Origin of the sequence: Pseudomonas sp. FW300-N2F2 (assembly GCF_017351655.1) — a bacterium.
Taxonomy (GTDB): domain Bacteria; phylum Pseudomonadota; class Gammaproteobacteria; order Pseudomonadales; family Pseudomonadaceae; genus Aquipseudomonas; species Aquipseudomonas fluorescens_AA.
Window position 1 is genome coordinate 2,716,650 of record NZ_JACNDQ010000001.1, and the last position, 26,009, is coordinate 2,742,658.

General features: G+C 64.3%; 10 protein-coding genes. 5 read left to right on the top strand and 5 right to left on the bottom strand.

Annotated features, from left to right (window positions below; all coding sequences use genetic code 11):
- Positions 1-2: 2 nt before the first annotated feature.
- Positions 3-16,112, bottom strand: a complete 16,110-nt coding sequence (locus J4E63_RS11765) for a non-ribosomal peptide synthetase (RefSeq protein ID WP_207282063.1) — start codon at positions 16,110-16,112, stop codon at positions 3-5.
- Positions 16,113-16,473: 361 nt separating this feature from the next.
- Between J4E63_RS11765 and J4E63_RS11770 the strand changes: the two genes are divergently transcribed.
- The 4 genes from J4E63_RS11770 (at position 16,474) to J4E63_RS11785 (ending at position 21,977) form a co-directional block, all read left to right on the top strand.
- Positions 16,474-17,478, top strand: coding sequence for a cupin-like domain-containing protein (locus J4E63_RS11770; protein ID WP_207282064.1), 1,005 nt, complete (start codon positions 16,474-16,476; stop codon positions 17,476-17,478).
- Positions 17,475-18,845, top strand: coding sequence for an MFS transporter (locus tag J4E63_RS11775; RefSeq protein ID WP_207282065.1), 1,371 nt, complete (start codon positions 17,475-17,477; stop codon positions 18,843-18,845). Before J4E63_RS11770 ends, J4E63_RS11775 begins: the two co-directional genes overlap by 4 nt.
- Before the next feature lie 155 nt (positions 18,846-19,000).
- Complete coding sequence (locus J4E63_RS11780; RefSeq protein WP_060742635.1) at positions 19,001-19,612, top strand: aspartyl/asparaginyl beta-hydroxylase domain-containing protein; 612 nt, start codon at positions 19,001-19,003, stop codon at positions 19,610-19,612.
- Between the two features lie 223 nt (positions 19,613-19,835).
- A complete protein-coding gene (locus J4E63_RS11785; protein WP_207282066.1) occupies positions 19,836-21,977 on the top strand; it encodes a TonB-dependent siderophore receptor in 2,142 nt (713 codons plus the stop codon).
- A 118-nt stretch (positions 21,978-22,095) separates the two neighbouring features.
- Here the strand turns inward: J4E63_RS11785 and J4E63_RS11790 are convergent, their stop codons facing one another.
- Positions 22,096-22,830, bottom strand: coding sequence for an SDR family NAD(P)-dependent oxidoreductase (locus J4E63_RS11790; RefSeq protein WP_207282067.1), 735 nt, complete (start codon positions 22,828-22,830; stop codon positions 22,096-22,098).
- A 316-nt stretch (positions 22,831-23,146) separates the two neighbouring features.
- The gene (locus J4E63_RS11795) at positions 23,147-23,353 is read right to left on the bottom strand and encodes a 4-oxalocrotonate tautomerase family protein (RefSeq protein ID WP_092172994.1); all 207 of its coding nucleotides are present in this window, start codon (positions 23,351-23,353) and stop codon (positions 23,147-23,149) included.
- Positions 23,354-23,481: 128 nt separating this feature from the next.
- On the opposite strand from J4E63_RS11795, the gene J4E63_RS11800 reads away from it, so the two are divergent.
- Positions 23,482-24,405, top strand: coding sequence for a LysR family transcriptional regulator (locus J4E63_RS11800; protein WP_207282068.1), 924 nt, complete (start codon positions 23,482-23,484; stop codon positions 24,403-24,405).
- A gap of 51 nt (positions 24,406-24,456) precedes the next feature.
- Here J4E63_RS11800 and J4E63_RS11805 read toward each other — a convergent pair whose 3' ends face one another.
- Together J4E63_RS11805 and J4E63_RS11810 are read right to left on the bottom strand one after the other, a co-directional pair.
- Entirely contained in the window at positions 24,457-24,891 is a 435-nt protein-coding gene (locus tag J4E63_RS11805; RefSeq protein ID WP_192261302.1) for a nuclear transport factor 2 family protein, read from the bottom strand.
- A gap of 220 nt (positions 24,892-25,111) precedes the next feature.
- Entirely contained in the window at positions 25,112-26,008 is an 897-nt protein-coding gene (locus tag J4E63_RS11810; protein ID WP_207282069.1) for a LysR substrate-binding domain-containing protein, read from the bottom strand.
- Position 26,009: the final 1 nt, after the last annotated feature.

Here is a 26,009-nt window from a genome sequence, read left to right on the forward strand (position 1 = left end):
TATTAAGCATCCTTGGAGACGATAGCGAGCAGTTCGCTTTCAGACAGCGAAGCCATTTCTTGTTGCAGGTCGAGTAATTCATCCGACTCGTACTGCGCCAGTTGCAGGGTGTTGATCAGGTCGGCCAGGGCCAGCAGCGAGGGGTGTTCGAACACCCCCCTGAGCGGCATTTCGACGCCGAAGATTTCCCGCGCCCGGAGCGTGACTTGCACCGCCAGCAGCGAGTGACCGCCGAGTTCGAAGAAGTCGTCGTGCCGGCCGATCCGCTCCAGGCCCAGCAAGTCGGCCCAGAGCTGTGCCAGCAGTGTCTCGGTTTCACCGTTGGGCGCTTCGTACTGGCTACGGGCAAAGTCTTCATTGCCGGGCGCGGGCAGGGCACGCCGGTCCAGCTTGCCATTGGGGCTCAACGGCAACCGCTCGACCACCACGAACGCCGCCGGGACCATGTAGTCCGGCAACTGCGAAGTCAGGTAAGGCCGTAGCGTGCTGCTGGCATTACGGCCAGCCAGGTGCGGCTCGACGCTCAGGTAAGCCACCAGGCGCGTCGCCCCCGGCGTGTCTTCGCGAGCGATGACCGCGGCCTCGCGCACCCCCGGCAGGGTCAGCATCAGCGCCTCGATTTCACCGGGCTCGATACGGAAACCGCGGATCTTGACCTGCTGGTCGTTACGCCCGAGGAATTCGAGCACCCCATCGGCGCGCAGGCGCACCAGGTCGCCGGTGCGGTACATCCGTGGCTCGTCGCCCGGGGCGAACGGGTCGCTGAGGAAGTGTTCGGCGTTCAGTGCCGCCCGGTCCAGGTAGCCGCGGGCAACCCCCGCGCCGCCCACGTACAGTTCGCCCGGCACGCCAAGCGGTACCGGCTGGCGCTGTTCATCGAGCACGTACAGGCGGCTGTTGGGAATCGCCCGCCCGATGGGCACCGCGCCCAAGTCCGCGGCGGTGCAGCGATGCACCGTGGTCCAGACGGTGGCTTCGGTGGGGCCGTACTCGTTGTACAAAGTGATCGCCGGCTCAAGCCCGGTGCATTCCTGCACCAACTGCGCGGGACAGGCTTCGCCGGCGACGATCATCTCCTGCAGGCTGCCATGGCCGTTGCTGCTGGCAAGGCTTGCCAGCACCAGGCGGCCCAGGGACGGCACACACAGCAGCGAAGTGACGGCCTGTTCGCCAATGAAGCGGGCGATGGCCTCGGGGTCGCGGGCGGTTTCGGCATCCGGGATGCACAAGGTGCCGCCACTGACCAGCGTACCGAAGATCCCGGCGACGGAACTGTCGAAGGCAATCGACGACAAGAGCAGGAAGCGCTTGCCGGTCGCCGGTCCATACACCGTGCCCCGGGCCAGCGTCGAGGTCACCAGGTTGCGGTGCTCGATCATCACGCCCTTGGGCTTGCCGGTGGAGCCGGAGGTGTAGATCACATAGGCCAGGTGCTCAGGCGTCAGGCCGACGCTATCGGGTTGGGGATCGCGGCTGTTCGACGGTGTCGCCAGCGCCCGTTCGATGGCCAGGTAGCGAGTGCCTTCCTGCAATGTGCCCACGGCCGCGCGACCGACCGGGTCGGCCAGCAACAGGCGCGGCCTGGCGTCCTCGATAATCGAGGCCAGGCGCTCGGCGGGGTAGGTCGGGTCCAGCGGCACGTAGGCGCCCCCGGCCTTCAGGATGCCCAACAGGCCACTGATCATCGCCACGCCGCGTTCGACGCAGATGGCCACCAGGTCCCCCGGCAAGACTCCAGCCGCGATCAATTGCTGGGCGAGGCCGTTGGCCTGGGCGTTGAGTTCGGCATAACTGAGGGATTGGCGGCCGTCGAGGGATGCACAAGCGTTTGGCGTGCGGCGAACCTGTTCTTCGAACAGTTGTTGAATGCACAGGCCGGTCGGGTAATCCACCTCGGTCTGGTTAAAGGTGTCCAGCAGCAGGGTGCGCTCCTGGGCAGGCAGCACGTCCAACTGCGTGAGTGGGATCCGAGGCGTGTACATCAAGGCCTGGGCCAGTTGCTCCAGCGCCCGTTGCATCAAGGCGCAGATGCGCTGCGGGTCCACTGCCTGCACGCTTTGCACGGTCAGGCCCAGGGAGTCGCCGTAGTCGTTGACCGACAGGGTCAGCGGGTAATTGGTCCGTTCGGCGCTGTCCAGGATGCGCATGCCGGGCCATTGCAGCTGGCTGTCGTCGCGCTGGTGCCGATAGTTGAGCAAGGTGGTGAACAGCGGCAAGGCACTGGGCACGCCACTGCAACGTTGCGCCAGGGCCAGGGAGGCCTGTTCGTGGGTCAGCAGTTCGACCAGGTCTCGGTGAGTGGCCAGCACCTGTTCGTTGGCGCCGGCGGTCAGTGGCACGCGCACTGGCAGCGTGTTGATGAACACGCCCAAGGCCCGTTCGGCCCCGGCCGAGCCTTGCAGGCGCCCGGCGACCACGGTCCCGAACACCACATCATCGCGGCCGGTGCAGCGGGCCAGCACCTGCGCCCAGGCGACATGGAACAGCGTCGCCGGGGTGATGCCCCGCTCCCGGGCCAGGGCCCGCAGACGCAGGTTGAGCTCGACGCTCAAGGTCACATTGGCTTCCTCGATGTGACGGCCGTCGCCTTGTACCTCCAGCAGATCGAAGGGCGCGGTGGGTGCATCCACATCGGCCAGGCGGCGGCTGAAATAGGCTTCGTGGACGTCGGCGGGGACGGCCTGGGCCTGGGCAATGAAGTCACGATAGGGTTGCGGTGCCGCCAGGCCCTCGGCTTGGTCATGGAGGATCGCGTGGATTTCTTCCAGGACGATTTCCAAGGTCACGTGGTCGCTGGCCATGTGGTGGTTGAGCAGCGCCAGCATCCAGCGCTCGGAATGCGGATCCTGGGCGATGCAGGCACGCATCAGCGGCGCCTGGCGCAGATCCAGTCGCAGTTGCCGCGGATCGCTCAGGGCTTCGAGCTGGCTGAGGGGGTCCTTGTGGCTGTCGAGGGAAACACTGTGCACTGGCAAGCGCGCCTGGCGCTGTACGACCTGCACCGGTTGAGGCAAACCGTCCCAATGCACGCAGGTGCGCAGGATGTCGTGGCGATCGATCACCTGCTGCAAGGCGGCGGTGAAGGCATCGAGGCGCTGGCGGTTGTCGAACTGCAGCATCGAGCGCACCAGGTAGGCGTCGCCTTCGTGCCCCAGCAGGTGATGGAACAGGATGCCCTGTTGCAGCGGTGCCAGGGGGTAGATGTCCTGGATGTTCGCGGCACCGCCAGGTACGGCGCCGACGAGACGTTCGAGTTGGTCTGCGGTCAGCTCCACCAGCGGCAGCATGTCCGGGGTCAGGGCTGTGCACGCGGGCGGAATGCGGTTGGCCGGTGCCTGGAACGCCGCTTGTGGGGCGTTCGTCAGGGCTTGGGCGAGTTCGGCCAGGGACGTGCTGCTGAAGATCGCCCGGACATCCGCGTGCAAGCCTTGTTCGCGCAGGCGTTCGATCAGGCTGACCGCCAGCAGCGAATGGCCGCCCAGCTCGAAGAAGCCGTCATGACGCCCGATGCGCTCGACACCCAGCAGGGCTTGCCAGATCCCGGCAATGATCAGTTCGACGCGCCCCTCGGGCGCCTCGAAGGCCCGGCTGGCGTAGGCGTCCTGATCCGGTTCGGGCAGGGCGCGGCGGTCGAGCTTGCCATTGGGCGTGAGCGGCAAGGTGTCGAGCACGACGAAGGCGCTGGGCACCATGTGCTCGGGCAGGCGCTTGAGCAGTTCGGCGCGCAATTGCCCGGCGGCGGCCGGCTCGCCACACAGGTAGGCAACCAGACGCTGGCCGGACGAGTGCTCGCGAGCGATGACGGCGGCTTCGCGCACACCCGCCAGTGCGGCGAGGGCGGCTTCGATTTCCCCGAGTTCAACTCGTAGGCCGCGGATCTTCACCTGATCGTCATTGCGCCCCAGGTACTGCAAGGTGCCGTCAGGCAACCAGCGGCCGAGGTCGCCGGTCTTGTACAGGCGTGCGTCGGCCTTGCCGTAGAACGGGTCGGCGATGAAGCGTTCGGCGCTGAGTTGCGGCAGGTTGAGGTAACCGCGGGCCACACCGAGACCGCCGATATGGATCTCGCCAGGCACGCCCACTGGCAACAGTTGCCCGTGGGCGTCCAGCACGTGCAATTGCATGTTTCGGACTGGCCGGCCAATGGGGATCGACTGGTGCCGGTAGGTCGTCAGGTCGCTGTCGGCGATGTACCAGGCGACCACGTCGCTGCACTCGGTCGGCCCGTAGCTGTTGATCACCGTCGGCCGTGGCTGGGCGAGTTTTTCCAGCATCGCGACCTGGATCGGTTCGCCCCCCAGGACCACCCGTTTCAGGCAGGCCAGGGCTTGCCCGTGGTCGGCGTCCACCAGTGCGTGGAAGGCGCTGGGCGACATGTTGAGGTGGGTAATCCCGGCCTCGGCGACCTGGACGACGATGGCGCCGGGGTTGAAGGGTTCGGCGGCCAGGTGCAGGGTGGCCCCGACCATCAGCGGTGCGAGGATGTTTTTCTGGGTCAGGTCGAAGTTGTAGGAGGACGCCAGCAGCACCGCGTCGCCGGCGTGGAAAGCCAGGTCCTCGAGGTACCAGTCCAGCAGGTTGCGCAGGCCGCGATGTTCGACCATCACCCCTTTGGGCAAGCCAGTGGAGCCGGAGGTGTAGATCACGTAGGCCAGGTGACTGAAACCCAGTCCCTTCACCTGAGGGTTGTGGGTCGGGGCCTGGGCCAGGGGCGCGCTGCCCAGTTCCAGCGTCGCCAGGCCTTGTGGCACCGGTAACTCGTCCAGTCCGGGTTGGTGGACCAGGACCCGCGGCTTGCTGTCGGCCAGCATGTGGGCCAGCCGTTGCGCCGGGTACTGCGGGTCGAGCGGCACATAGGCCGCGCCGGCTTTCAGGATACCCAGCAGGCCGATCAGCATGTGCGGGCTACGGCGCGCGCACAGGCCGACGGTGTCGTCGGGCTGCACACCCAGTGCGATCAAGCCGTGGGCGACGCGGTTGGCCTGGGCGTTGAGTTCGGCATAGCTCAGGGTCTCCCCGGCGCAGACCAGCGCCACGGCGTCCGGGGTGAGGCTCGCCTGGGCCTCGAACACGACGTGAGGGAAGCGGCTCGGGCTTTCGTCCAGGGCAGCACCGGCCGGGTTGAAGGTTTCCAACAGTTGCCGGCGCTGGGCATTGTCCAGCAACGGCAGGGTCGCCAGCGGCTGCGTCGCATCGTCGAGCAGGGCGTCGAGCAGGTGCAGCAGGTGCTGACCCCAACGGGCGATGGTGCTTGCGTCGAACAGGTCGGTGGCGTATTCGAACTGGCCGCTGATGCAGTCGCCGTCGTCGTTGAGGGACAGGCTCACGTCGAACTGGGTGGTGCCGGTGGGCTGGGGCAGCGGGGCCAGGCTCAGGCCAGGCAGTTCCAAGGCCTGGTCGCGCGGGGTGTTACCCAGCACCAGCATGGCCTGGAACAGCGGGCTGTGGCCGAGGCTACGCTCCGGTTGCAAGGCTTCGACGACCTGTTCGAATGGCAGGTCCTGGTGGCTGTAGGCGTCGAGGGTGGTGGTCTTGATCTGTTCCAGCAACTGGTCGACGCGGCTGTGGGCCTGCACGTCGATGCGCAGGGCCAGGGTGTTGACGAAGAAGCCGATCAACGCCTCGGTTTCCCGGCGTGGGCGGTTGGCGACCGGTGTGCCGACCACTACCTGCGGCTGGTTGCTCAGGCGCGAGAGCAGGATCGACCAGGCGCCGAGCAGGGTCATGAACGGGGTCAGGCCCTGTTGCTGGCTGAAACGGCGCAAGCGGCTGCTCAGCGGTGCGGGCAGTTGCAGGGCCAGCGCGGCGCCTTGGTAGCTTTGCACCTGGGGGCGCGGGTGGTCGCTGGGCAGTTCCAGCAGCGCCGGGGCGCCGTCCAGGTGGGCTTTCCAGAAACCGACCTGGGCGTGCAGGCGTTCACCTTGCAGGTGCTGCTGTTGCCAGTTGGCGTAGTCGGCGTATTGCAGGGCCAGGGGTGGCAGCGGATCGTCAAGGCCTTGGCTGAACGCGGCGTAGAGCGCGTTGAACTCGCCGATCAACACCGCCACCGACCAACCGTCGGAGACGATGTGGTGCTGGGTCACCAGCAGGATGTGTTCGTCTTCGGCCAGGCGTAGCAGACGGCCGCGAATCAGCGGTCCCTGGCTCAGGTCGAAGGCGTCCCGGGCTTCGGCCTGGGTGAGTTGCGCTACGGCGGTTTGCCGGGCTTCGGCGTCCAGGCCTTGCAGGTCGTGTTCCTGCAAGGCGAAGCCGCTGTCGGCGGCGAAGCGCTGGCGGACCTCGCCGTCACGGCGTTCGAAGGTGGTGCGCAGGCTTTCGTGACGGGCGACGATGCGGTCCAGGGCGCGTTGCAAGGCGTTGCGATCCAGGCTGCCGCGCAGGTGCAGCGCGGCGGGCATGTGATAGGCCACGCTGGCGGCGTGGTCCAGTTGATCGAGGAACCACAGGCGTTGCTGGGCCAGGGACAGCGGCAACGCTTGCTCGCGGGACACCACCTCGATGGGCTGGACGTGGGAGTGACCGGCCTGTTCCACCCGCAGGGCCAGTTCGCTCAGCGAGGCCTGGGCGAAGAGGGTGCGCAGGTCGATCTCGACGCCGAGATCCTGATGCAGGCGAGCCTGCAACTGCACGGTCAGCAGGGAATGGCCGCCGAGTTCGAGGAAGCCGTCGTGACGGCCGACCTGATCCAGTTGCAGCAGGTCTTTCCAGATCTCGGCGAGGGCGATTTCAGTGGTGCCCTGGGGCGCCTCATAGGTTTTGCTCGCCAGGGCATCCAGGCCGGGGGCCGGCAGGGCGCGGCGGTCGAGCTTGCCGTTGGCGGTCAGGGGCAAGGCATCGAGGTGCACGAAGGCACTGGGTACCATGTATTCGGGCAGGTGCTTGAGCAGGGTGTTGCGCAGTTGTTCTGCGTTGGCTGGTTCGCCGCACAGGTATGCCACCAAGCGATTGTCCTCCCGGGCAATCACGACGGCATCGGTGACACCGGCACAGCCGAGCAAGACGTTTTCGATTTCCCCCAACTCAATGCGGAACCCACGAATCTTCACCTGGAAGTCATTGCGGCCCAGGTATTCCAGGGCGCCGTCGGCTAGCCAGCGGCCGAGGTCGCCGGTCTTGTACAGCCGTGCGTTCGGCTCGCTGCTGAACGGGTCGGCGATAAAGCGCTCGGCGCTCAGCTCCGGCCGGTTCAGGTAACCCCGGGCCACGCCGGCACCGCCGATGTGCAGCTCACCGGCCACGCCCAACAGCGTCGGTTGGCCGTGGGTGTCAAGCACGTGCACCTGGACGTTGGCAATCGGCCGACCAATGCTCGGGCGTTCGCCCAGGTCACGGATCAAGTCGATGGTGGCGTCTACCGTGCATTCGGTCGGGCCGTACATGTTGTAGAAGCGAATGCTTGGGCAGTTGCGCAGTTTCTCCCAGGTCGCGGCGTTAATCGCCTCGCCGCCAAGCAGCACGCTGACTGGCTGGTAGCTCTGGCGTTCCAGCAGGCCGGCGGCGAGCAGGGTATCGAGCTGCGACGGCGTGGAGTCGAAGGCATGCACTTGATGCTGTTCGAGAAAGTCCAGCAACTCGTGGCCGCTGGCCCGGATCAGTTGCGGGATGATCACCAGCCGATGACCGGAGAACAGCTGCGCGATGCCCTTGATCGACATGTCGAAGAAGAACCCGGCATTCAGGGCCACGGTGGCTGGTCTTGGGCAATGCTGGTGGGTGGTGCGGGTCAGCACCTGCCAGAAGTTGAACACCGAACGGTGCTCGACCATCACGCCCTTGGACTGGCCGGTGGAGCCGGAGGTGTAGATCACATAGGCCAGGTGCTCGGGTGTCAGGCCCGCTACCTGCGGATTGGCATCAAAAGCAGCGTCATCGGCAGATCGCCGCGAATCAACTGTGTCGAGCAACAACAGCGGCAGCTCGCCGGACGGCAGGGTAAGGGCCACTTGGGTCAATAGCGCCCGAGGCTGACTGTCCTGCAGCATGAAGGCCATGCGCTCGGCGGGATGAGCCGGGTCGATGGGCACGTAGGCCGCGCCAGCCTTGAGCACGCCCAACAGGCCGACGATCATGTCCAGGCTGCGTTCGGCACAGATTGCTACGCGCTGATCGGGTTCGACGCCCAGTTCGAGCAACTGCCGAGCCAGGTGGTTGGCGCGACGGTTGAGCTGGCGGTAGGTCAGTTGTTGGTTTTCGCAGACCAGGGCCACGGCGTCGGGGTTGGCCTGGACCTGGGCTTCGAACAGGTACTGGATCGGTTGCGCCGTGCCGAAATCCGTGGCGGTGTGGTTGAAGTCCGCCAGCAGCAATTGCCGCTCGGTGTCGGGGAGCACGTCCAGATCGCTGGCGAGGCGCTCGGGGGCCTGTTCAAGGGCTTCGACCAGCGCGGCCACGGCCTGGGCGAGGTAGGCGGCGATGCGTTGCGGGTCGATGCCGGTGATGGATTGGGCGGTCACGGAGAAGTCGTCCCCTTCATCCGCCACGGCCACTTCGATCGGGTAGTTGGTGCGCGCTTCGTTGCTCAGGAACCGCACGCCGTCCCAGGCCAGGACCTGGTCTTCGTTGGCCAGCGAGCCGCCGTCGGTCTGGTGGCGGTAGTTGAGCAGCGTGGTGAACAGCGGCAGGCCCGCGCCAACACCGCTGCAACGTTGGGCCAGGGCCAGGGAGGCCTGTTCGTGGGCGAGCAGTTCGCTGAGGTCGCGATAGGTTTCGTCCACCAGCGCACTGGCGCTGAACCCGGCCAGTTGCACCCGGACCGGCAAGGTGTTGATGAACACCCCAAGGGCTCGATCGGCGCCCAGTGAACCTTGCAGGCGTCCGGCGACCACGCTGCCGAACACCACGTCGTCGCGGCCGGTGCAGCGCGCGAGCACCTGGGCCCAGGCAATATGAAACAGCACGGCCGGCGTCACCCCGGCCAGGCGCGATTGAGCGCGGATCCGCAGGTTCAGGGCCCGGTCGAGGCGCACGCTGGTCTCCACCACCTGGGCACCGTCGCCCTGGACATCCAGCACACCGAACGGAGCGGTGGGCTCCTCGATGCTGGCCAGGCGTCGGGTGAAATAGGCTTCATGGGCCTGGGGCGGCGTGGCGAGTACCTGGGCGACAAACTCCCGATAAGGCATGGGCGTCGGCAGATTGGCGCCCTGGCCCTGCATCAACAGCTGGATTTCTTCGAGGACGATGCCCAGGGACACGTGGTCGCTGATCATGTGGTGGTCCAGCAGGGCCAGCCACCAGCGTTCGGACTGCGGGTCCTGGGCGATGCAGGCGCGCATCAAGGGGGCCTGTTGCAAATCCAGGCGCAGGTGGCGCGGATCGCTCAAGCGCTCCAGTTGGACGCGTGGGTCCTCATCGGCCGCCAGGGTGATGGGATGGATCGGCAGCCCGGCCTGGCGCTGCACCACTTGGACCGCTTGCGGCTGTCCGACCCAATGCACGGCACTGCGCAGGATATCGTGGCGGTCGATCACCTGTTGCAGGGCGGCGATGAAGGCATCGAGGCGCTGGCGGTTGTCGAACTCGATCATCGAGCGCACCAGATAGGCGTCGCCTTCGTGTCCCAGCAGATGATGGAACAGGATGCCCTGTTGCAAGGGGGCCAGGGGGTAGATGTCCTGGATGTTCGCGGCCCCGCCAGGTACGGCGCTGACGATCCGTTCCAACTGTGCCGGGGTCAGTTCCACCAGGGGCAACATGTCCGGCGTCAGCGCCGTGCAATCGGCCGGGATACGATTGGCCGGGGCCAGGAACAAGACTTCATCGCCGCGACTCAGGGCCTGGGCCATTTCCCGCAGGCTGGGTGCGGTGAACACGGTGCGCACTGTGGCGCTCAGGCCATGCTGGCGCAGGCGGTCGATCAGGCTCACGGCCAGCAGCGAATGCCCGCCGAGTTCGAAGAACCGGTCATGCCGGCCGACTTTCTCGATGCCCAGCAGGTCTTGCCAGACCGTCGCGACGATCCGTTCGATCTCGCCCCGTGGGGCCTCGTAGGCCCGGCTGGCGAACGCTTCCTGGCCCGGCGCGGGCAGGGCGCGGCGGTCGAGCTTGCCGTTGGGCGTCAGTGGCAGGGCCTCGAGTTGGACGAAGGCGCTGGGCACCATGTATTCGGGCAGGGCCGCCAGCAAGACGCTGCGCAAGTGCTCCACCGGCACCGGTTCACCGCACAGGTAAGCGATCAAGCGCTTGCTGTCCGATTGGCCGGGTTGGCTTTCCTGGGCCACCACCACTGCTTCACGTACACCGGCACAGCCCGCGAGGATGGCTTCGATCTCGCCCAGTTCTACGCGGAAACCGCGGATCTTCACTTGATCGTCGTTGCGTCCCAGGTACTGCAGGGTGCCGTCTGCCAGCCAGCGGCCGAGGTCGCCGGTCTTGTACAGGCGCGCATCCGGGTCGGTGCTGAACGGGTCGGCGATGAAGCGTTCGGCCGTCAACGCCTGGCGGTTGAGGTAACCGCGCGCGACACCGACGCCGCCAATGTGGATCTCGCCGGCGACCCCGAGCGGGACGAGGTTGCCGTTGGCATCGAGGACATGCAGTTGGGCGTTGCGCACCGGTTTGCCGATGGAGCGGAAATCGTCGTGGTCGCTTTCCATCAGGCGGATCGAGGCATTCACGGTGGCTTCGGTCGGGCCGTAGGCGTTGAACAGCGCCGGGCGATGGCCGGCGCGGGCGAACCATTGGCTCACGGCCTGTTTGCCCACCGCTTCGCCACCGATCATGAACTGGCGCAACGAAGTCGGCAGCGGCACATGTTGGTCGCGGCTGACCTGTTGCCAGAACACCGTTGGCAGGTTCGCAACGGTGATCCCATGTTGTTCGCACAGCGAGGCGAAGGCAGCGGTGCCGGCAATCCAGGCATCGCTGCGCAGTACCAGGGTGGCGCCGGAGAGCAATGCACCAAAAATCTCTTCCACCGACATGTCGAACGTCATGGTGGCGAATTGCAGGATGCGATCACGAGGGTTGAGGCCATAGCGCTCTTGCAGGGCACCGATCTGGTTGCATACCGAGCGGTGTTCGAGCATCACGCCTTTCGGTTTGCCTGTGGAGCCGGAGGTGTACATGACGTAGGCCAGGTGCCGCGAGGTCAAGCCTTCGATCCGTGGGTTGTGGTCATCGCCTTCGCTCGTGTCGTCCAGCAACAGCTGCGTAATCTGCAATGGCGGCAGTTGTTCAACCAGCAGACCCTGGCTGAGCAGGACCCGAGGCGAGCTGTCGCTGAGCATGTGCTGCAAGCGATCCTGCGGATAATTCGGGTCCAGCGGCACATAGGCACCGCCGGCCTTGAGGATGGCCAGGATGCCGATGATCATCTCGGGGCTGCGTTCCACCAGCAGCGCCACTCGCTCATCCGGGCGCAGGCCGGCGGCGATCAAGCGGTGGGCGATACGGTTGGCCCGGGCATTGAGTTCGGCGTAGCTGAGTCGGGTGCCCTCGGCCTGGACCGCGATGGCCTGTGGTTGGGCCTGGGCATGCTGTTCGAACCACTCATGCACCAGCCTGCCCTCGGGGAAGGGGGCATGGGTCTGGTTGAAACCGCCGAGCAGTTGCCGGCGCTGGGCATTGTCCAGCAACGGCAGGGTCGCCAGCGGCTGCGTCGCATCGTCGAGCAGGGCGTCGAGCAGGTGCAGCAGGTGCTGACCCCAACGGGCGATGGTGCTTGCGTCGAACAGGTCGGTGGCGTATTCGAACTGGCCGTTGATGCAGTCGCCGTCATCGTTGAGGGACAGGCTCACGTCGAACTGGGTGGTGCCGGTGGGCTGGGGCAGTGGGGCCAGGCTCAGGCCCGGCAATTCCAAGGCCTGGTCGCGCGGGGTGTTACCCAGCACCAGCATGGCTTGGAACAGCGGGCTGTGGCCGAGGCTACGCTCCGGTTGCAAGGCTTCGACGACCTGTTCGAATGGCAGGTCCTGGTGGCTGTAGGCGTCGAGGGTGGTGGTCTTGATCTGTTCCAGCAACTGGTCGACGCGGCTGTGGGCCTGCACGTCGATGCGCAGGGCCAGGGTGTTGACGAAGAAGCCGATCAACGCCTCGGTTTCCCGGCGTGGGCGGTTGGCGACCGGCGTGCCGACCACCACCTGCGGCTGGTTGCTCAGGCGCGAGAGCAGGATCGACCAGGCGCCGAGGAGGGTCATGAACGGGGTCAGGCCCTGTTGCTGGCTGAAACGGCGCAAGCGGCTGCTCAGCGGCGCGGGCAGTTGCAGGGCCAGCGCGGCGCCTTGGTAGCTTTGCACCTGGGGGCGCGGGTGGTCGCTGGGCAGTTCCAGCAGCGCCGGGGCGCCGTCCAGGTGGGCTTTCCAGAAATCGACCTGGGCGTGCAGGCGTTCGCCTTGCAGGTGCTGCTGTTGCCAGTTGGCGTAGTCGGCGTATTGCAGGGCCAAGGGTGGCAGCGGATCGTCAAGGCCCTGGCTGAACGCGGCGTAGAGCGTATTGAACTCGCCGATCAACACCGCCACCGACCAACCGTCGGAGACGATGTGGTGCTGGGTCACCAGCAGGATGTGTTCGTCTTCGGCCAGGCGTAGCAGGCGGCCGCGAATCAGCGGTCCCTGGCTCAGGTCGAAGGCGTCCCGGGCTTCGGCCTGGGTGAGTTGAGTGACGGCGGTTTGCCGGGCTTCGGCGTCCAGGCCTTGCAGGTCGTGTTCCTGCAAGGCGAAGCCGCTGTCGGTGGCGGCGAAGCGCTGGCGGACCTCGCCGTCACGGCGTTCGAAGGTGGTGCGCAGGCTTTCGTGGCGGGCGACGATGCGGTCCAGGGCACGTTGCAAGGCGTTGCGATCCAGGCTACCGCGCAGGTGCAGCGCGGCGGGCATGTGATAGGCGACGCTGGCGGCGTGGTCCAGTTGATCGAGGAACCACAGGCGTTGCTGGGCCAGGGACAGCGGCAACGCTTGCTCGCGGGACACCACGTCGATGGGCTGGACGTGGGAGTGACCGGCCTGTTCCACCCGCAGGGCCAGTTCGCTCAGCGAGGTTTGGCTGAAGAGGGTGCGCAGGTCGATCTCGACGCCGAGGTCCTGGTGCAGGCGAGCCTGCAACTGCACGGTCAGCAGGGAATGGCCGCCGAGTTCGAGGAAGCCGTCGTGACGGCCGACCTGATCCAGTTGCAGCAGGTCTTTCCAGATCTCGGCGAGGGCGATTTCAGTGGTGCCCTGGGGCGCCTCATAGGTTTTGCTCGCCAGGGCATCCAGGCCGGGGGCCGGCAGGGCGCGGCGGTCGAGCTTGCCGTTGGCGGTCAGGGGCAAGGCATCGAGGTGCACGAAGGCACTGGGCACCATGTATTCGGGCAGGTGCTTGAGCAGGGTGCTGCGCAGTTGTTCGGCCGGGATCGGCTCGCCGCAGACATAGGCGACCAGGCGCTTGCTTTCCGACTGCCCGGGGTGGTCTTCCCGGGCAATGACCACCACTTCACGAACACCCGGGCACAACGCCAGGGCCGCTTCGACTTCACCGATTTCGATGCGCAAACCTCGGATCTTCACTTGGAAGTCGTTGCGGCCCAAGTACTCCAGGGCGCCGTTGGCGAGCCAGCGGCCGAGGTCGCCGGTCTTGTACAGGCGCGCGTTCGGCTCGGTGCTGAACGGGTCGGCGATAAAGCGCTCGGCGCTCAATTGCGGTTGGTTCAGGTAACCCCGGGCCACGCCGATACCGCCAATGTGGATTTCCCCGGCGACACCCAACGGTTGTGGTGCGCCACGGCCATCGAGCACGTACATCTGGATATTGGCGATCGGCCGGCCGATGGGCACGCTTTCGCCAGGATCACTGGCGCGGCACTGCCAGGCCGTCACGTCGATGGCCGCTTCGGTCGGGCCATAGAGGTTATGCAGCTCGATCTCTGGCAACTGCCGTTCGAAACGCCGTTGCAGGCTGCGGGGCAGGGCTTCGCCGCTGCACAACACGCGTCGCAGGTCAGGGAAGGCCTGCCCGTCATGGTGTTCGAGGAACAGGTCGAGCATCGACGGCACGAAGTGCAACATCGTGACGCTGGCCTGGCGCATCAGCCGGGCCAGGTAGTCCGGTTCCTGATGGCCGCCCGGGCGGGCCATGACCAGTTCGGCGCCGGCCAGCAGCGGCAGGAAGAATTCCCAGACCGACACATCGAAACCGAACGGGGTCTTTTGCAGCACACGGTCGTTGGCATCGACGCCGTATTCATCCCGGGCCCATAGCAGACGGTTGACCACGCCGAGGTGTTCATTCATCACCCCTTTGGGGGTGCCGGTGGAGCCGGAGGTGTAGAGCACATAGGCCAGGTGAGTGGGGCGCAGGCCAAGGACTTGCGGGTCTGGGTCGTGTTCGGGTTGAGCGGCCAGTTGTGCGTGATCATCGAGGGCCAGCAGCGGCGCACTCGAGGCTGGCAGCAGGCCTTGCAACGCCTGGCTGGTCAGTACGGCCCGCGGGCTGCTGTCGTCGAGCATGAATGCCTGGCGTGCATTCGGCAGGTCCGGGTCGATGGGCACGTAGGCCGCCCCAGCCTTGAGAATCCCCAGCAGGGCGACGACCATTTCCGGTCCCCGCCTCAGGCTCACGGCCACTCGGTCATCGGGTTTCACGCCCAGCTCGATCAGGCGATGGGCCAACCGATTGGCCTGGCGGTTGAGTTGTTCATAACTGAGCAACGGCCCGGTATCGCCGCGCACGGCACAGGCGTGCGGACGCTGCCGGGCTTGCTGTTCGAACAACTGGTGGATCAACACATCCCGCGGATAGTCGCGGGCCGTGGCGTTGAATTCGACTTGCACGCGTTGCTGCTCGACGTGGCTCATGAGCGGGTACTGCCCCACGGGCGTTGCATGCTGTTCCAGCACGGCCTCGAGCATCGAGACGATGCGTTGTTGCAGGTGCAGGGCCTCTTCCAGGCTGAAGTAGGCGGTGTTGAAGTTGAAATCCAGGTGGACGTCTTCGAACGGATGATAATCGCGCACGAAGATCGCCATGGGCGTCTGCTCGTAGCCGTTGTCCATGGTGATGACCGTGGACGAGGTGCCGCCGAACTGATCGTCGCCGTCCAGGCTTTCGAACGACAGTGACACGTCGAACAGCTGTCGACGCCCGGTCTGTGCCAGGCGCAGGGTGCGGTTGAGCTCGGCGATGGGAAAGCGCTGATGACGGTAGCAGCGGCGCAGTTGCCCGCCGGCAGCGTGCATCAGGTCCAGCAGCGAGGCGTCGAAGTCGACGGGCAGGCGGATCGGACTGACCGAGGAAAACATGCCTGCGGTTTCTTTCGCTCGGGCAGTGGTGCGGTTATGCACCGGCATGCCGATGACGATTTCGTCGACGCCCACGGTGCGGCAGAAATAGGTGGCGACCACGCTGATCAGCACATGGGCGACCGACAGGCTGCGTTCGCTGGAAAATTGCGTCAACGCGTTGTACAGCGCCCGGGGCAGCATCGCCTGGACCTGGGCGCTGGGGGCCAGCTCATTGGCCTGGCCTGTCTTGAAATCGGCCCGGCGCTGCAGCAGCGACGGCGGCATCTGTGCGTAGGTTTCCTGCCAGAACTGGCGGTCGCGCTCATAGCGGGACGAGGCCAGGTAAGCCCGGTCATCTTCCAGGAACGACAGGTAGGAATGCCCTTGGGCGACTTCATCGTTGCCGGCCAGCAGCGCATTGTAGGCCGTCCCCACGGCATGGCCGATCAGGGCCACGCCAATGCCGTCGGTGACCAGGTGGTGGTAGCGGGCAAGCCAGTAATGGCGGTTCGGGCCGCAGCGGACCATGCGTGCCTCCCAGAGCCGGCCCGTCAATGATTCAAAGGGCTGGCGAAAGGCGTTGCGCAGATAGTCCATGGCCAGGCCGGCCTCGGCGTCGGCCTCGGAGAACTCCACCACCTCCAGGTTCACCTTGACCTCGGGCAGCACGCGCTGGCGGCCGGTGCCGCCTTCATGACTGAAGCTCAGGCGCAGGGTGTCGTGCCGGTTGGCGACCAGCTCGATGGCTTTCTCGAACAATGCAATGTCGATCTGGCCCTTGATCTCCAGGGACATGCCGATGTTGTAGTAGGGCAGGTCCGGGTGTGCGAGCTGATCCAGCCAGATGCCCTGCTGGACGGACGCCAACTCGTGGGACGCGGAGTCTTGGGTAGGCAACATATCGGTCGACGAATCCATTTCGGAGCACCTGCTTGCAGAATCGATTGAGGTTTTTCTCCGTTCGAATGGCAGTGGTGAAGGCCTGGACGACTGCCAGTCGGCGGAATCAATAGCCGTGGAGAAGGACATCGGGGGCGGCGCAAGGCGCTGGGGGCGACGGGGCGGCGAGGGCTGCGTTGCGAGCCGTCGAGGGTCCCGTCCTGCCGTTCGGCTGCGCCTGATATCCCTTCACAAAGTGAGAAAAAATTAGAGCATCCGCCTTGGGATGTCTGTCATGGGAAGCAGGGACAACGGCGCGGAACGTGGCTTTGCGGCGCTTGGGCGTGGTCGCGCGAGTCTGTTATACCAACGGCCCTGAGTGTGCTTGCGAGGGTCGAACATGCCATTAACCGCCGAATCGGACCGCCCAGCGACGAAGTTCTGGAGCTTGTCCCGCTTTCCCAATCACCCACAGGCAGGCGCGGTCGACGTGATCGATGCGCTGGCGATTTCCAAAGAGGAATTCACCCGCCGCTACGTCAATCGCAACCGTCCCTGCCTGGTCAAGAATGCGGTACGGCATTGGCCGGCTTTCCAGAAATGGCAACGCCTGGACTACCTCAAGGCGCACTCGCGCAACAGTGCGGTGGTGGTGCGCTCGCAGATCGTTTCCGAGGTCATCGGTTGGTCCAACCCGAAGGTCAAGGCCGAGCTGACCGAGTATGCCAACACGGTGTATCGGGAAATGCCGTTCCACCAGTTTCTCGACGACCTGAACGTGGGGGATTCGCCGTTGGTGGCCGACAGTTGCCGGTTCTCCGAAGGCTCGGCCATCGAGCCGATGAAGGAGGATGTCGGTGGGTTGCCCTTCATGCCGCAGTTGGGCAAGTCCCGGCACTACCCGCCCCATCGCAGTTTCCTGTACCGCAACTCCTATACCGATTGGCACTTCCATGTCGTCGATGAAACGTTCATGGCCCAGGTCGTCGGTGCCAAGGAAGTGTTGCTGTTACCGCCGGACGAAGCCAGCTGGCGGGCCCTGCGCCCGGTGATCGAGGAGGCGGGCTACCTGTACGACATCGACACCGGGCGCTTCCCTGGCACTCAAGCGTTGCGGGCGCTGCGTACGGTGGTGGAGCCGGGGGATGCGCTGTACATCCCGGTCTACTGGTGGCACGCCGTGCAATCGATGGACGATGAATTCGGCGCAACCGTCGCGGCGACGTTCCCGACGCCCTTGCACGTCAGCGGCAACATCAGCTCGCCCATCGCCAGGCGGGTGTTGCGGACCTATCTGTTTTCCCGTTTTGCGCCGTTGATATTGGGCGCGGTGCTTTATTCCCTGGCCTATCGGCTGCTGGACAAGTTGCTCGGTGTGGTCACGCCTCGCGATGTGCGCCCATGAGCGTGGGGAGCGGCCGCCGGGGTTTTGACCTGGGGCGCGGTTTCTATTTCCTCTGGTGCGGCGAGTCGCTGGCGGTGGTGGGCACGGCGCTGATGGAATTCGCCCTGGGTGTCTGGGTGTACAACCATACCGGTTCGGCGGTGGCCTTCGCCAACGTGGTACTGGCGGCGACATTGCCGGCGGTGTTGTTCTTGCCCTTGGCGGGTGGGCTGGCCGACCGGATCAGCCACCGGGTAATCATTGTCTGTTGCGATGTGACCCTGGCGGTGCTGCTCCTCGGAGTCATGGCGCTGCTCTGGTTCGAACGCCTGGAGCCGTTGCACCTGTACATTTTCAATTGCCTGGCGTCGATTGTCGGCGCCTTTCGCAAACCGGCCTATCAGGCCGCTGTCAGTACGATTGTCGCCCCTGACAAGTTCACCCGGGCCTCGGGGTTGATCAGTATCAGCAAGAACGCGTCAGCCCTGGTGGCACCGTTGTTGGCGGGGGCGATCATGGCCAGTGCCGGGCTGGTGACGATCCTGGCGGTGGACCTGATGACCTTCTGTTCCGGCACCTTGCTGGTGATCAAGGCGTTCTCCCATGTGCGAGGGGCGCCGGGTCGCCAGGACGGCGGGCCCAAAGGCACGGTGTTTGGCGGGGCGCTGGGGAATGTCGCCGCGGCGCTGAAGTTCTTTGTCGCCGAGCGGCTGATGGCCGGGCTGCTGGTCTACACCATGATGCGCACGGCGCTGTTGTCACTGGCCACCTTGATGATGACGCCATTGCTGCTGTCGACCCTGGGCAGCCAGGCCTTGGGCATGGCCTACACCTGGGCGGCCCTGGGTGGGCTGGCGGGCGCGGGGCTGCTGATCTCGATGGGCAATCCACGCCGGTTGATGGCGCTGGTGGCGGTGGCCGACCTGTTGTTGGCAGGTTGTGTCGTCGCCTTGGGGCTGGTCTCGCAGACCTTCGCCTACTGCGCACTGGCCTTTGTCGCGATCACCATGGCGAGCATCGCCGATGCCAGTGTGAACTCGCTGTGGATGCGCAGGATCCCCGCCGGGAGCCGTGCCAGTGTGTTTGCGTTGATCAGCATGTTGACCATCGCCACCACCAGCCTGGCGGTGATCGTCGGCGGTTTCCTGGTGGACCACTGGTTCCAGCCAGCGCTGATGCCCGGCGGTCTTTATGCCGACTCGATCGGACGTTGGCTGGGCGTGGGGCCGGGGCGTGGTGTGGGGTTGCTGTTCGTGGTGGCCGGCGGGTTGTTCGCGTTCCTGCCATTGAGCGTCTTGCTGTATGGACCGATGCGTCGGCTGGACGAGCCCCCGGCGCCGGGGGCGGTCGCGCGGATGATCGAAACACCCCAGGTCGAGCCCCTGTAATGCCGGTCGGCCCTGATGTACCTGATTCCCGTGACAGACAGGCCAAGCCCGGTGGGTCAACCTTGGCAGGCTCTCCTGCTACGCCCCTCTCTCCCGGCGGACAGGACTATCTGGCATCGCCAGCGGAATCGACAACCTTAATAAAAGGAGTACCTATGCGCCCGTCGTTTTATGATCCCAGCCGTTTTCCGCAACTGAAGAACCTGGCCGACAATTGGGAAGTGATCCGCGAGGAATTTCTGGCCCTCGATGCGCCAACCCTGACGATCAACCGCGTGGGCAAGCAGATCGCCGAGATCGTCGAGGAGATCGACGCTCACATGGCGGCTGGGGGAGAGTATGGCTGGCTCTGGGGCTGGGGTGACGACATGGATATCATGCCGGAATGGACCCAATACGGCCTGGTGGCCTACGACACCCCGATCCCCTACGCCCGCGATGCCATGCCCGGGACCATCGAGCTGCTGAGCAAGATTCCTGGCATCAAGCTTTGCGCCTTGTTGCGCATGGAACCCAACGTGTTCCTCGGTACGCATTCTCATACCGGCACTTGGGAAGAAGGTTTGCTGCATATGCAATTGACCATCGACGCGCCTACCACACAGAACTATGCCTACCTTAATGTCAACGGCAGCTTCAACCAGAGCACCAACGGTAACCTGGTGATTTTCGATGGATCCCTGGATCACTTTGCGGTCAATGCGTCCAGGGCTCACCGTACTGTGCTGTACCTTGAGTTTCATCGTGAGAAGCACATGGTGGCTTGATGTGGATCCATGTCTCCTGGAAGGGTGGCGACCGAAAGATTGAGGTCGCCGCAGCCCCCTTTTTTGGGAGCGAGCTTGCTCGCGATGACGGACTGGCCAGTCACAAAAAATATCAACGTTAATGGGAATAAATATCAAACAGCAATGAGTTGCTGTATCTTTCGCGACACATTCTTGTCAGCCTCCCGATGTGGAGGCTTTTTTCCATTAGGATTGTGCATCGATGCGTCGGATTCTCGTTTCACTGTGTGTGCTCCAGGCTTATTCCGTTTCCACCTGGGCCGAACAGCCAGTCCCTGCCAAGCCGGCCTCCCTTGAGTTGCAAGCCACGGATATCGTCGGTAACGCCGACTATGAATCAGCACAGGGACCGGTGAAGGGCTATCACGCCACCCGTTCGGCCAGTGCCACCCGTACCGACACGGCGATCCATGAAACCCCGCAATCCATTTCCGTGGTGTCCCGCGACGTGGTCGAAGACCTGAGTGCCACACGCTTGCAGGATGCTCTCGATTACGCCGGCGGCGTGGGCCGGGCGAACAATTTTGGCGGCCAGGGCCTGACCACCTTTACTGTCCGCGGTTTCACCACCGGGGAGTTCTACCGCAACGGTTTCCCGATCAACCGTGGCTACCCGAACATGCCCGACGCCAACACCATCGAGCGGCTGGAAGTCCTGCGCGGCCCGGCCACCATGCTCTATGGCCGTGGCGATCCGGGCGGTACCTTCAACGTGGTGTCCAAGCAGCCGTTGGCCGAGCGCACGGTGACCCTGGGCAGCCAGGTCAGCGACCAGGGAATGCGTCGCGGTACGCTGGATGCGTCCGGCCCATTGGACGAAGAAGGGCGCCTGGCTTATCGCCTGAACGTGATCGGCGAGGGCGGCGATACGTTCCGCGACCACGTCGAAACCGAGCGCTACGGCGTCGCGCCGGTGGTCTCCTGGCAGGTCAACGACACTACGCGCCTGACCTTCGAAGGCGATTTCATGCGCAACAACCATCCGCTGGACCGGGGCTTGACCCATTACGCCGGCCAGCGCGGCACCGCCTCGCGCGATACGTTCTTCGGCGAAAAAGACGCCGGCAAGCTGCACAACGACAACAACATGCTGCAGGTGCGCTTCGAGCACATGCTCAACGACGACTGGACCCTGGCCGTCGGAACCCAGTGGCTTGACGGCACCCTGCAGGGCAATGCCGTCGAAGGCAACGGCATCGCCGCCGATGGGCGCACCCTGGGGCGCAACTTCAACTACCGCAAATTGGAATGGACCGACCGCGACACCCAACTCAACCTCACCGGGCATTTTTCCACCGGCGGGTTCGAGCACACGTTGTTGACGGGCGTCGAGTATGAAGACTACGACTACCAATCCATCATCCAGCGTTCCGCCGCGGGCGCCGGTGCCTACCCGATCGATATCTTCGACCCGGTGTATGGCCAGCCACGCCCCGCATTGACGCGCACGCCCACCGATGACCAGGAGAACCTCAAGACGTTTGGCGTGTTCGTCCAGGATCAGGTGGCGCTGACGGAGCGTTTGAAGTTGTTGGCGGGGGCGCGGTTTGAGCGATTCGAGCATCAGTATGAGAGTTTCGTCCCCCAGAACCCGCCTGGTAGTCGGAACTGGGACGTCACCGACAGTGCCGTCACCCCGCGCCTGGGTATGATCTACGACCTGACCGACACCGTGGCGGTCTATGCCAATACCGCACGCTCGTTCAAGCCCAACAACGGTGCCAGTCGCGCAGGCGGCGGGTTCAAGCCGGAAGAGGGCAAGTCCTATGAGATGGGGATCAAGTGGGAAGCCTTGGATCGTCAGTTGAGCGTCGATGCGGCGGTGTACCAGATCGAAAAACGTAACGTGCTCACCACTGACCCCGTGGATTCCACCTTCAGCGTGGCCGCCGGCGAAGTGCGCAGCCGTGGCTTTGACCTGAACGTGGCGGGCAACCTGACGCCGCAATGGCGCGTGATTGGTGGTTACGCCTACGTGGATGCCGAAGTGACCAAGGACATCAATATCCCGTCCGGCACCCGCTTGCTCAACGTGCCCAAGAACACCTTCAGCCTGTTGAACGTCTATGAGTTCCAGGATGGCGGCCTCAAAGGGCTGGGCCTGGGGCTAGGCGCCAAGTATGTGGATGAACGGGCCGGCCAGACTTCGGCGACTGCATTCTCCATGGACAGCTACACGGTTGTGGACCTGCTCGGTTACTACAAGGTCAACGAACGGATCCGCCTCAACCTGGACCTGAAGAACCTGTTTGACGCCGACTACGAAGAAGGCGCTTTCGGGAACGTCTACGCCTACCCAGGCGCACCGCGGACGGTACAGGCCGGGATTTCCTACACCCTTTGAAGCCGCGGGCAGTCGCAGTCCAGGTGGGAGCGAGCTTGCTCGCGATGGCGTCGGGTCAGTCAATGAGAGGCTGACTGACTGGACCTCATCGCGAGCATGCTCGCTCCCACAGTTTTTCCTACCACTTACCGGTGCTCATCCCGCCGTCCACCGGCAGTATCGCGCCAGTCGTGAAATCAGCGCCCGCCAGGTACAACACGGCCTCGGCAATTTCCTCGATGGTGCCCACGCGACCGGCCGGGGCCAGGTTGTCGAGGAAGTCGCGGTGCGCCGGGTCGTGCATGGGCGTGTCGATGATGCCGGGTGCGACCGCGTTGACCTTGATGTTGTGGGGCGACAGTTCCAGGGCCAGGGCGCGAGTCATCTGGTTGACGCCGCCCTTTATCAATACTGGCAGCGCAGCCGGCACCTGGATGTTCGGTTGCAGCGCCACGGCGGCTGAAATGTTGATGATGAAGCCGCGCTGGCGCCCGATCATGTGCGCCGCTGCGGCCTGGCTGGCGTAGACGAGGCCCTTGAGGTTGGTATCCAGCAGCGCGTCCAGGTCCTGGGGGCTGTATTCGACGAAGGGTTTTGGCAGGAAGAAACCGGCGTTGTTCACCAGCCCGTCAACGGCGCCAAACACCTCGACAGCTTGGGCGATGAGGGCGGTTGAAGTGGCCGGGTCAGCGATGTCGCCGGCCACACCCATGAAACCGGCCGGGTGGCCGAGCTGGGCGGCGGCAGCGTCCAGTCCGGACGGAGAGCGGGCATTGCCCACCACGTTGTATCCCCGGGCCAGGAACGCCTTGACCAGACCCAGGCCGATCCCGCTGGAAGCGCCGGTGATGATGACGGTTTTGTTGAGGCTCATGATTGACTCCTGATCGCATTGAATGGAACCGATGCGCCTGTATGGCGGTGGTTGAGATCAGGGTATTGATGCCTCAGGGTTTGATAAATAAGGCTTCTGGTACTTGAGTTGATACGTCATGTAATCAATGGCAAGGGCAGCACCTAACCCCTGTGGGAGCGAGCTTGCTCGCGATAGCGTCAGGTCGGTCGGGAGTGATGTTGACTGACACGCCGCCATCGCGAGCAAGCTCGCTCCCACAGTGTTGTTGGGTTGTTGGGTTGGCAGGCAGAAAAAAGCCCGGTCAGTTGGACCGGGCTCGGGAGGGGCAGAGCGTTTATTCCTTGGGAAGACTTCGATACTCGGTGGTCGTCATCCCCGCATAACCCCAGTTATCCGTATCCACTTCCTCGATCACGATATGGGTCAAGTGAGGGTCCTTGCCCAGCACGCGCTGGAGGGTTTCGGTGATTTCGGCAATCACCTGGGCTTTCTGTTCACGGGTGACGCCATCTCGGGTAATTCGCACATTGACGAAAGGCATGTTGCACTCCAGCTGATGGGAAATGGACGCAGGACAACGCCCGCGTGTTGCAAGGCCACTGTATTTATACGTCACGGGCTGATAAACAGGACTTTGGAAACTTCAGTTGATACGCGGTGTAACGAATCATGAAGCGGCATTTCGAAGACCTGCAGTTGGGTAGCATAGAACTGTTCTGCCTCGCGGCGGAGGCGGGCAGTTTCACGGCCGCGGCGCAGTTGGCGGGGGTTACCCCGGCGGCGGTGAGCCGCTCGATCTTTCGCCTGGAAGAGCGCCTGGGTTCACGGCTTTTCGTGCGCACCACCCGCAGCATCCGCCTGACCGAAGCCGGCAAGACCTATTTCGAACAATGCCGACAAGCGCTGACGCAACTGGTCGAGGCGCAACAGGAAATGATGGGCGCGCAATCGGTGCCGTCCGGGCAGTTGCGTATCAGTCTGCCCACCACCTACGGTCATCACCGCATCCTGCCGTTGCTGCCGGCTTTTCGGGCGCTGTACCCGCAAGTCAGCGTGGACCTGCACCTGAGCAATCGAAACATCGATTTCGTCGCCGAAGGTTATGACCTCGCCATCCGGGTACGGGCCCAGCCGGACTCATCGATGATCGCCCGGCTGCTGGAAGACGCGAAACTGGTGGTGGTCGCGTCCCCGGATTACCTGCGCAAGGCCGGCACGCCGCAGGTTCTTGAAGAGCTGGACGACCACGAGTGCATCCAGTTCGAATTGCCCAGCAGCGGGCGACGGATTTCCTGGTTGTTCAATGTCGAGGGCAAGGAAAAGGAGGTGTTCAGCGAAGGAGGGTATTGCTGTTCCGACGATGTGCTCGGCGGCGTGACGCTGGCCAAACATGGCGCCGGCTTGTTCCAGACCTACAAATTCATCGTGGAGCAGGAGCTGGCCAATGGGCAATTGGTGGAGGTACTTGCGCCTTTTGCGGGGCGCTCGCGTCCGTTTACCTTGCTGTATCCCCATGGCCGGTATGTGCCGCAACGGGTGCGTGCCTTCGTGGACTTCCTGTTGGAGTACCGGCAGCACTGGTCCGGAGCCTGACAAAACCCCCTCCCCACAATGAATCACATCAGTTTTGCGTTCAGCCAGCGATCAGAACCGAAACGCCTGACGGCCGATCAACAGCCACTTGCCATCTTTCTGCTTCTGCCAGATCTGGAAGTTCTCGATTTCCGTTGGCACCACTTCCGTGCCTTTGAGCGCCTGTGCCGAGAAGTGATTGCGCACCAGCGCAGTGTCCCCGGACAAGGTGATTTTCTGGTTCTGCATTTCCAGGGTCTTGAATGCGCTCTTGCCCGTTTCGATGTCGGCGATGAAGGCTTTCTTATCCTGGATGTTACCGCTGGAGTGCCCGTAGGTGAGGTTCTCGGCGGCCAGGGCCTGGAGTTGGGGGATGTCTTTATGCAGCATGGCCTGGGTCAGGTGGTCGACGGCCTGGGCCACTTCCTGCTCGGCGGATGAAGTGGCCGCCGCTGCGTAACCGCTGAACAGGCAAAAGAAGCTGACGATCAATGTCGCTTTTTTCATGGAGATTTCCTTGTTGTTGTAGGTATTCGGAACGTATGAGGGCTTGGTCGCCCTCGTCTGTCATCGTACAACTTGTCGAAGATAACGGGAATAGCCGAGTCGTTGGGCAATGTGCGAAATCAACCTGGCCTGGTCAAAAGCACCTCGGGGGGATGGACAACAATGTGGCGAGGGAGCTTGCTCCCTCGCCACAGGAGACTCTTTAGCCGTGGTGGCGCATTCACAACCCTTCGCGAACCGCTCCCCTGATCCCTTCCAGCAACATGGTGAACGCCGGGTTGTCGTTGTCCTCGCGCCACACCAGGTGCAATTCGCTCTGCACCCCTTCACCCAGGTCGATCTCGCGAAACACCACCTGCTTGAACACCACGCTGGTGGCGCAACGCGGTACCAGGGCCAGGCCCATGCCGGCGTTGACCAGGGCCAGGATCGTCAGCGACGACCCCAACCATTGCACGAATTGCGGCGCGACCCGGGCCGAGCGGAGCATGCCGGTGAGCAGTTCGTTGAAGGGCGGGTAGGCGGCGTGGGAGTACATCAGGAATGGTTGGCCATCCAGGTCCTGGACGCTGACGGCTTCGGCGCTGGCCAACGGATGCCCGGCCGGGACCGCTAGCACGAAGGGTTCGCGCACCAGGCATTCAGTGGCGTAGCCGGTTTCCAGCAGCGGCGAGCGGACGATGCCCAGGTCGATGCGCCGGGCACGCAGGGCTTCGTGCTGCTGGTAGGTGTTCATCTCCGCCAGGACGATCTTGACTTGGGGCTGTTTCAGCCGGGCCTCGGCAATCACTTTGGGCAAGAACTCGTACACCGCGCTGCCGACGAAGCTGATGGTCACCGAACCGATGTCGCCCTGGGCGAAACGCCGGGCCGCCACGGCGGCTTGTTGCGCCTGTTCCAACAGGTTCTGCGCTTCGATGAAAAACGCCCGGCCGGCGGCGGTGAGTGCCACGCTGCGGGTGCTGCGGGTGAACAGTTCGACGCCCAGGTGATGTTCCAGCAATTGGATCTGCCGGCTCAGCGGTGGCTGGGTCATGTTCAGGCGTTCGGCGGCGCGACGGAAGTTGAGTTCGGTCGCCACGGTGGTGAAGCAGCGCAACTGGGCCAGTTCAAACATT

Excerpts from the sequence above, each read along its gene's own strand:
- J4E63_RS11765 (WP_207282063.1), bottom strand. The coding sequence starts at position 16,112 with ATGGATTCGTCGACCGATATGTTGCCTACCCAAGACTCCGCGTCCCAC.
- J4E63_RS11770 (WP_207282064.1), top strand. The coding sequence starts at position 16,474 with ATGCCATTAACCGCCGAATCGGACCGCCCAGCGACGAAGTTCTGGAGC.
- J4E63_RS11775 (WP_207282065.1), top strand. The coding sequence starts at position 17,475 with ATGAGCGTGGGGAGCGGCCGCCGGGGTTTTGACCTGGGGCGCGGTTTC.
- J4E63_RS11780 (WP_060742635.1), top strand. The coding sequence starts at position 19,001 with ATGCGCCCGTCGTTTTATGATCCCAGCCGTTTTCCGCAACTGAAGAAC.
- J4E63_RS11785 (WP_207282066.1), top strand. The coding sequence starts at position 19,836 with ATGCGTCGGATTCTCGTTTCACTGTGTGTGCTCCAGGCTTATTCCGTT.
- J4E63_RS11790 (WP_207282067.1), bottom strand. The coding sequence starts at position 22,830 with ATGAGCCTCAACAAAACCGTCATCATCACCGGCGCTTCCAGCGGGATC.
- J4E63_RS11795 (WP_092172994.1), bottom strand. The coding sequence starts at position 23,353 with ATGCCTTTCGTCAATGTGCGAATTACCCGAGATGGCGTCACCCGTGAA.
- J4E63_RS11800 (WP_207282068.1), top strand. The coding sequence starts at position 23,482 with ATGAAGCGGCATTTCGAAGACCTGCAGTTGGGTAGCATAGAACTGTTC.
- J4E63_RS11805 (WP_192261302.1), bottom strand. The coding sequence starts at position 24,891 with ATGAAAAAAGCGACATTGATCGTCAGCTTCTTTTGCCTGTTCAGCGGT.
- J4E63_RS11810 (WP_207282069.1), bottom strand. The coding sequence starts at position 26,008 with ATGTTTGAACTGGCCCAGTTGCGCTGCTTCACCACCGTGGCGACCGAA.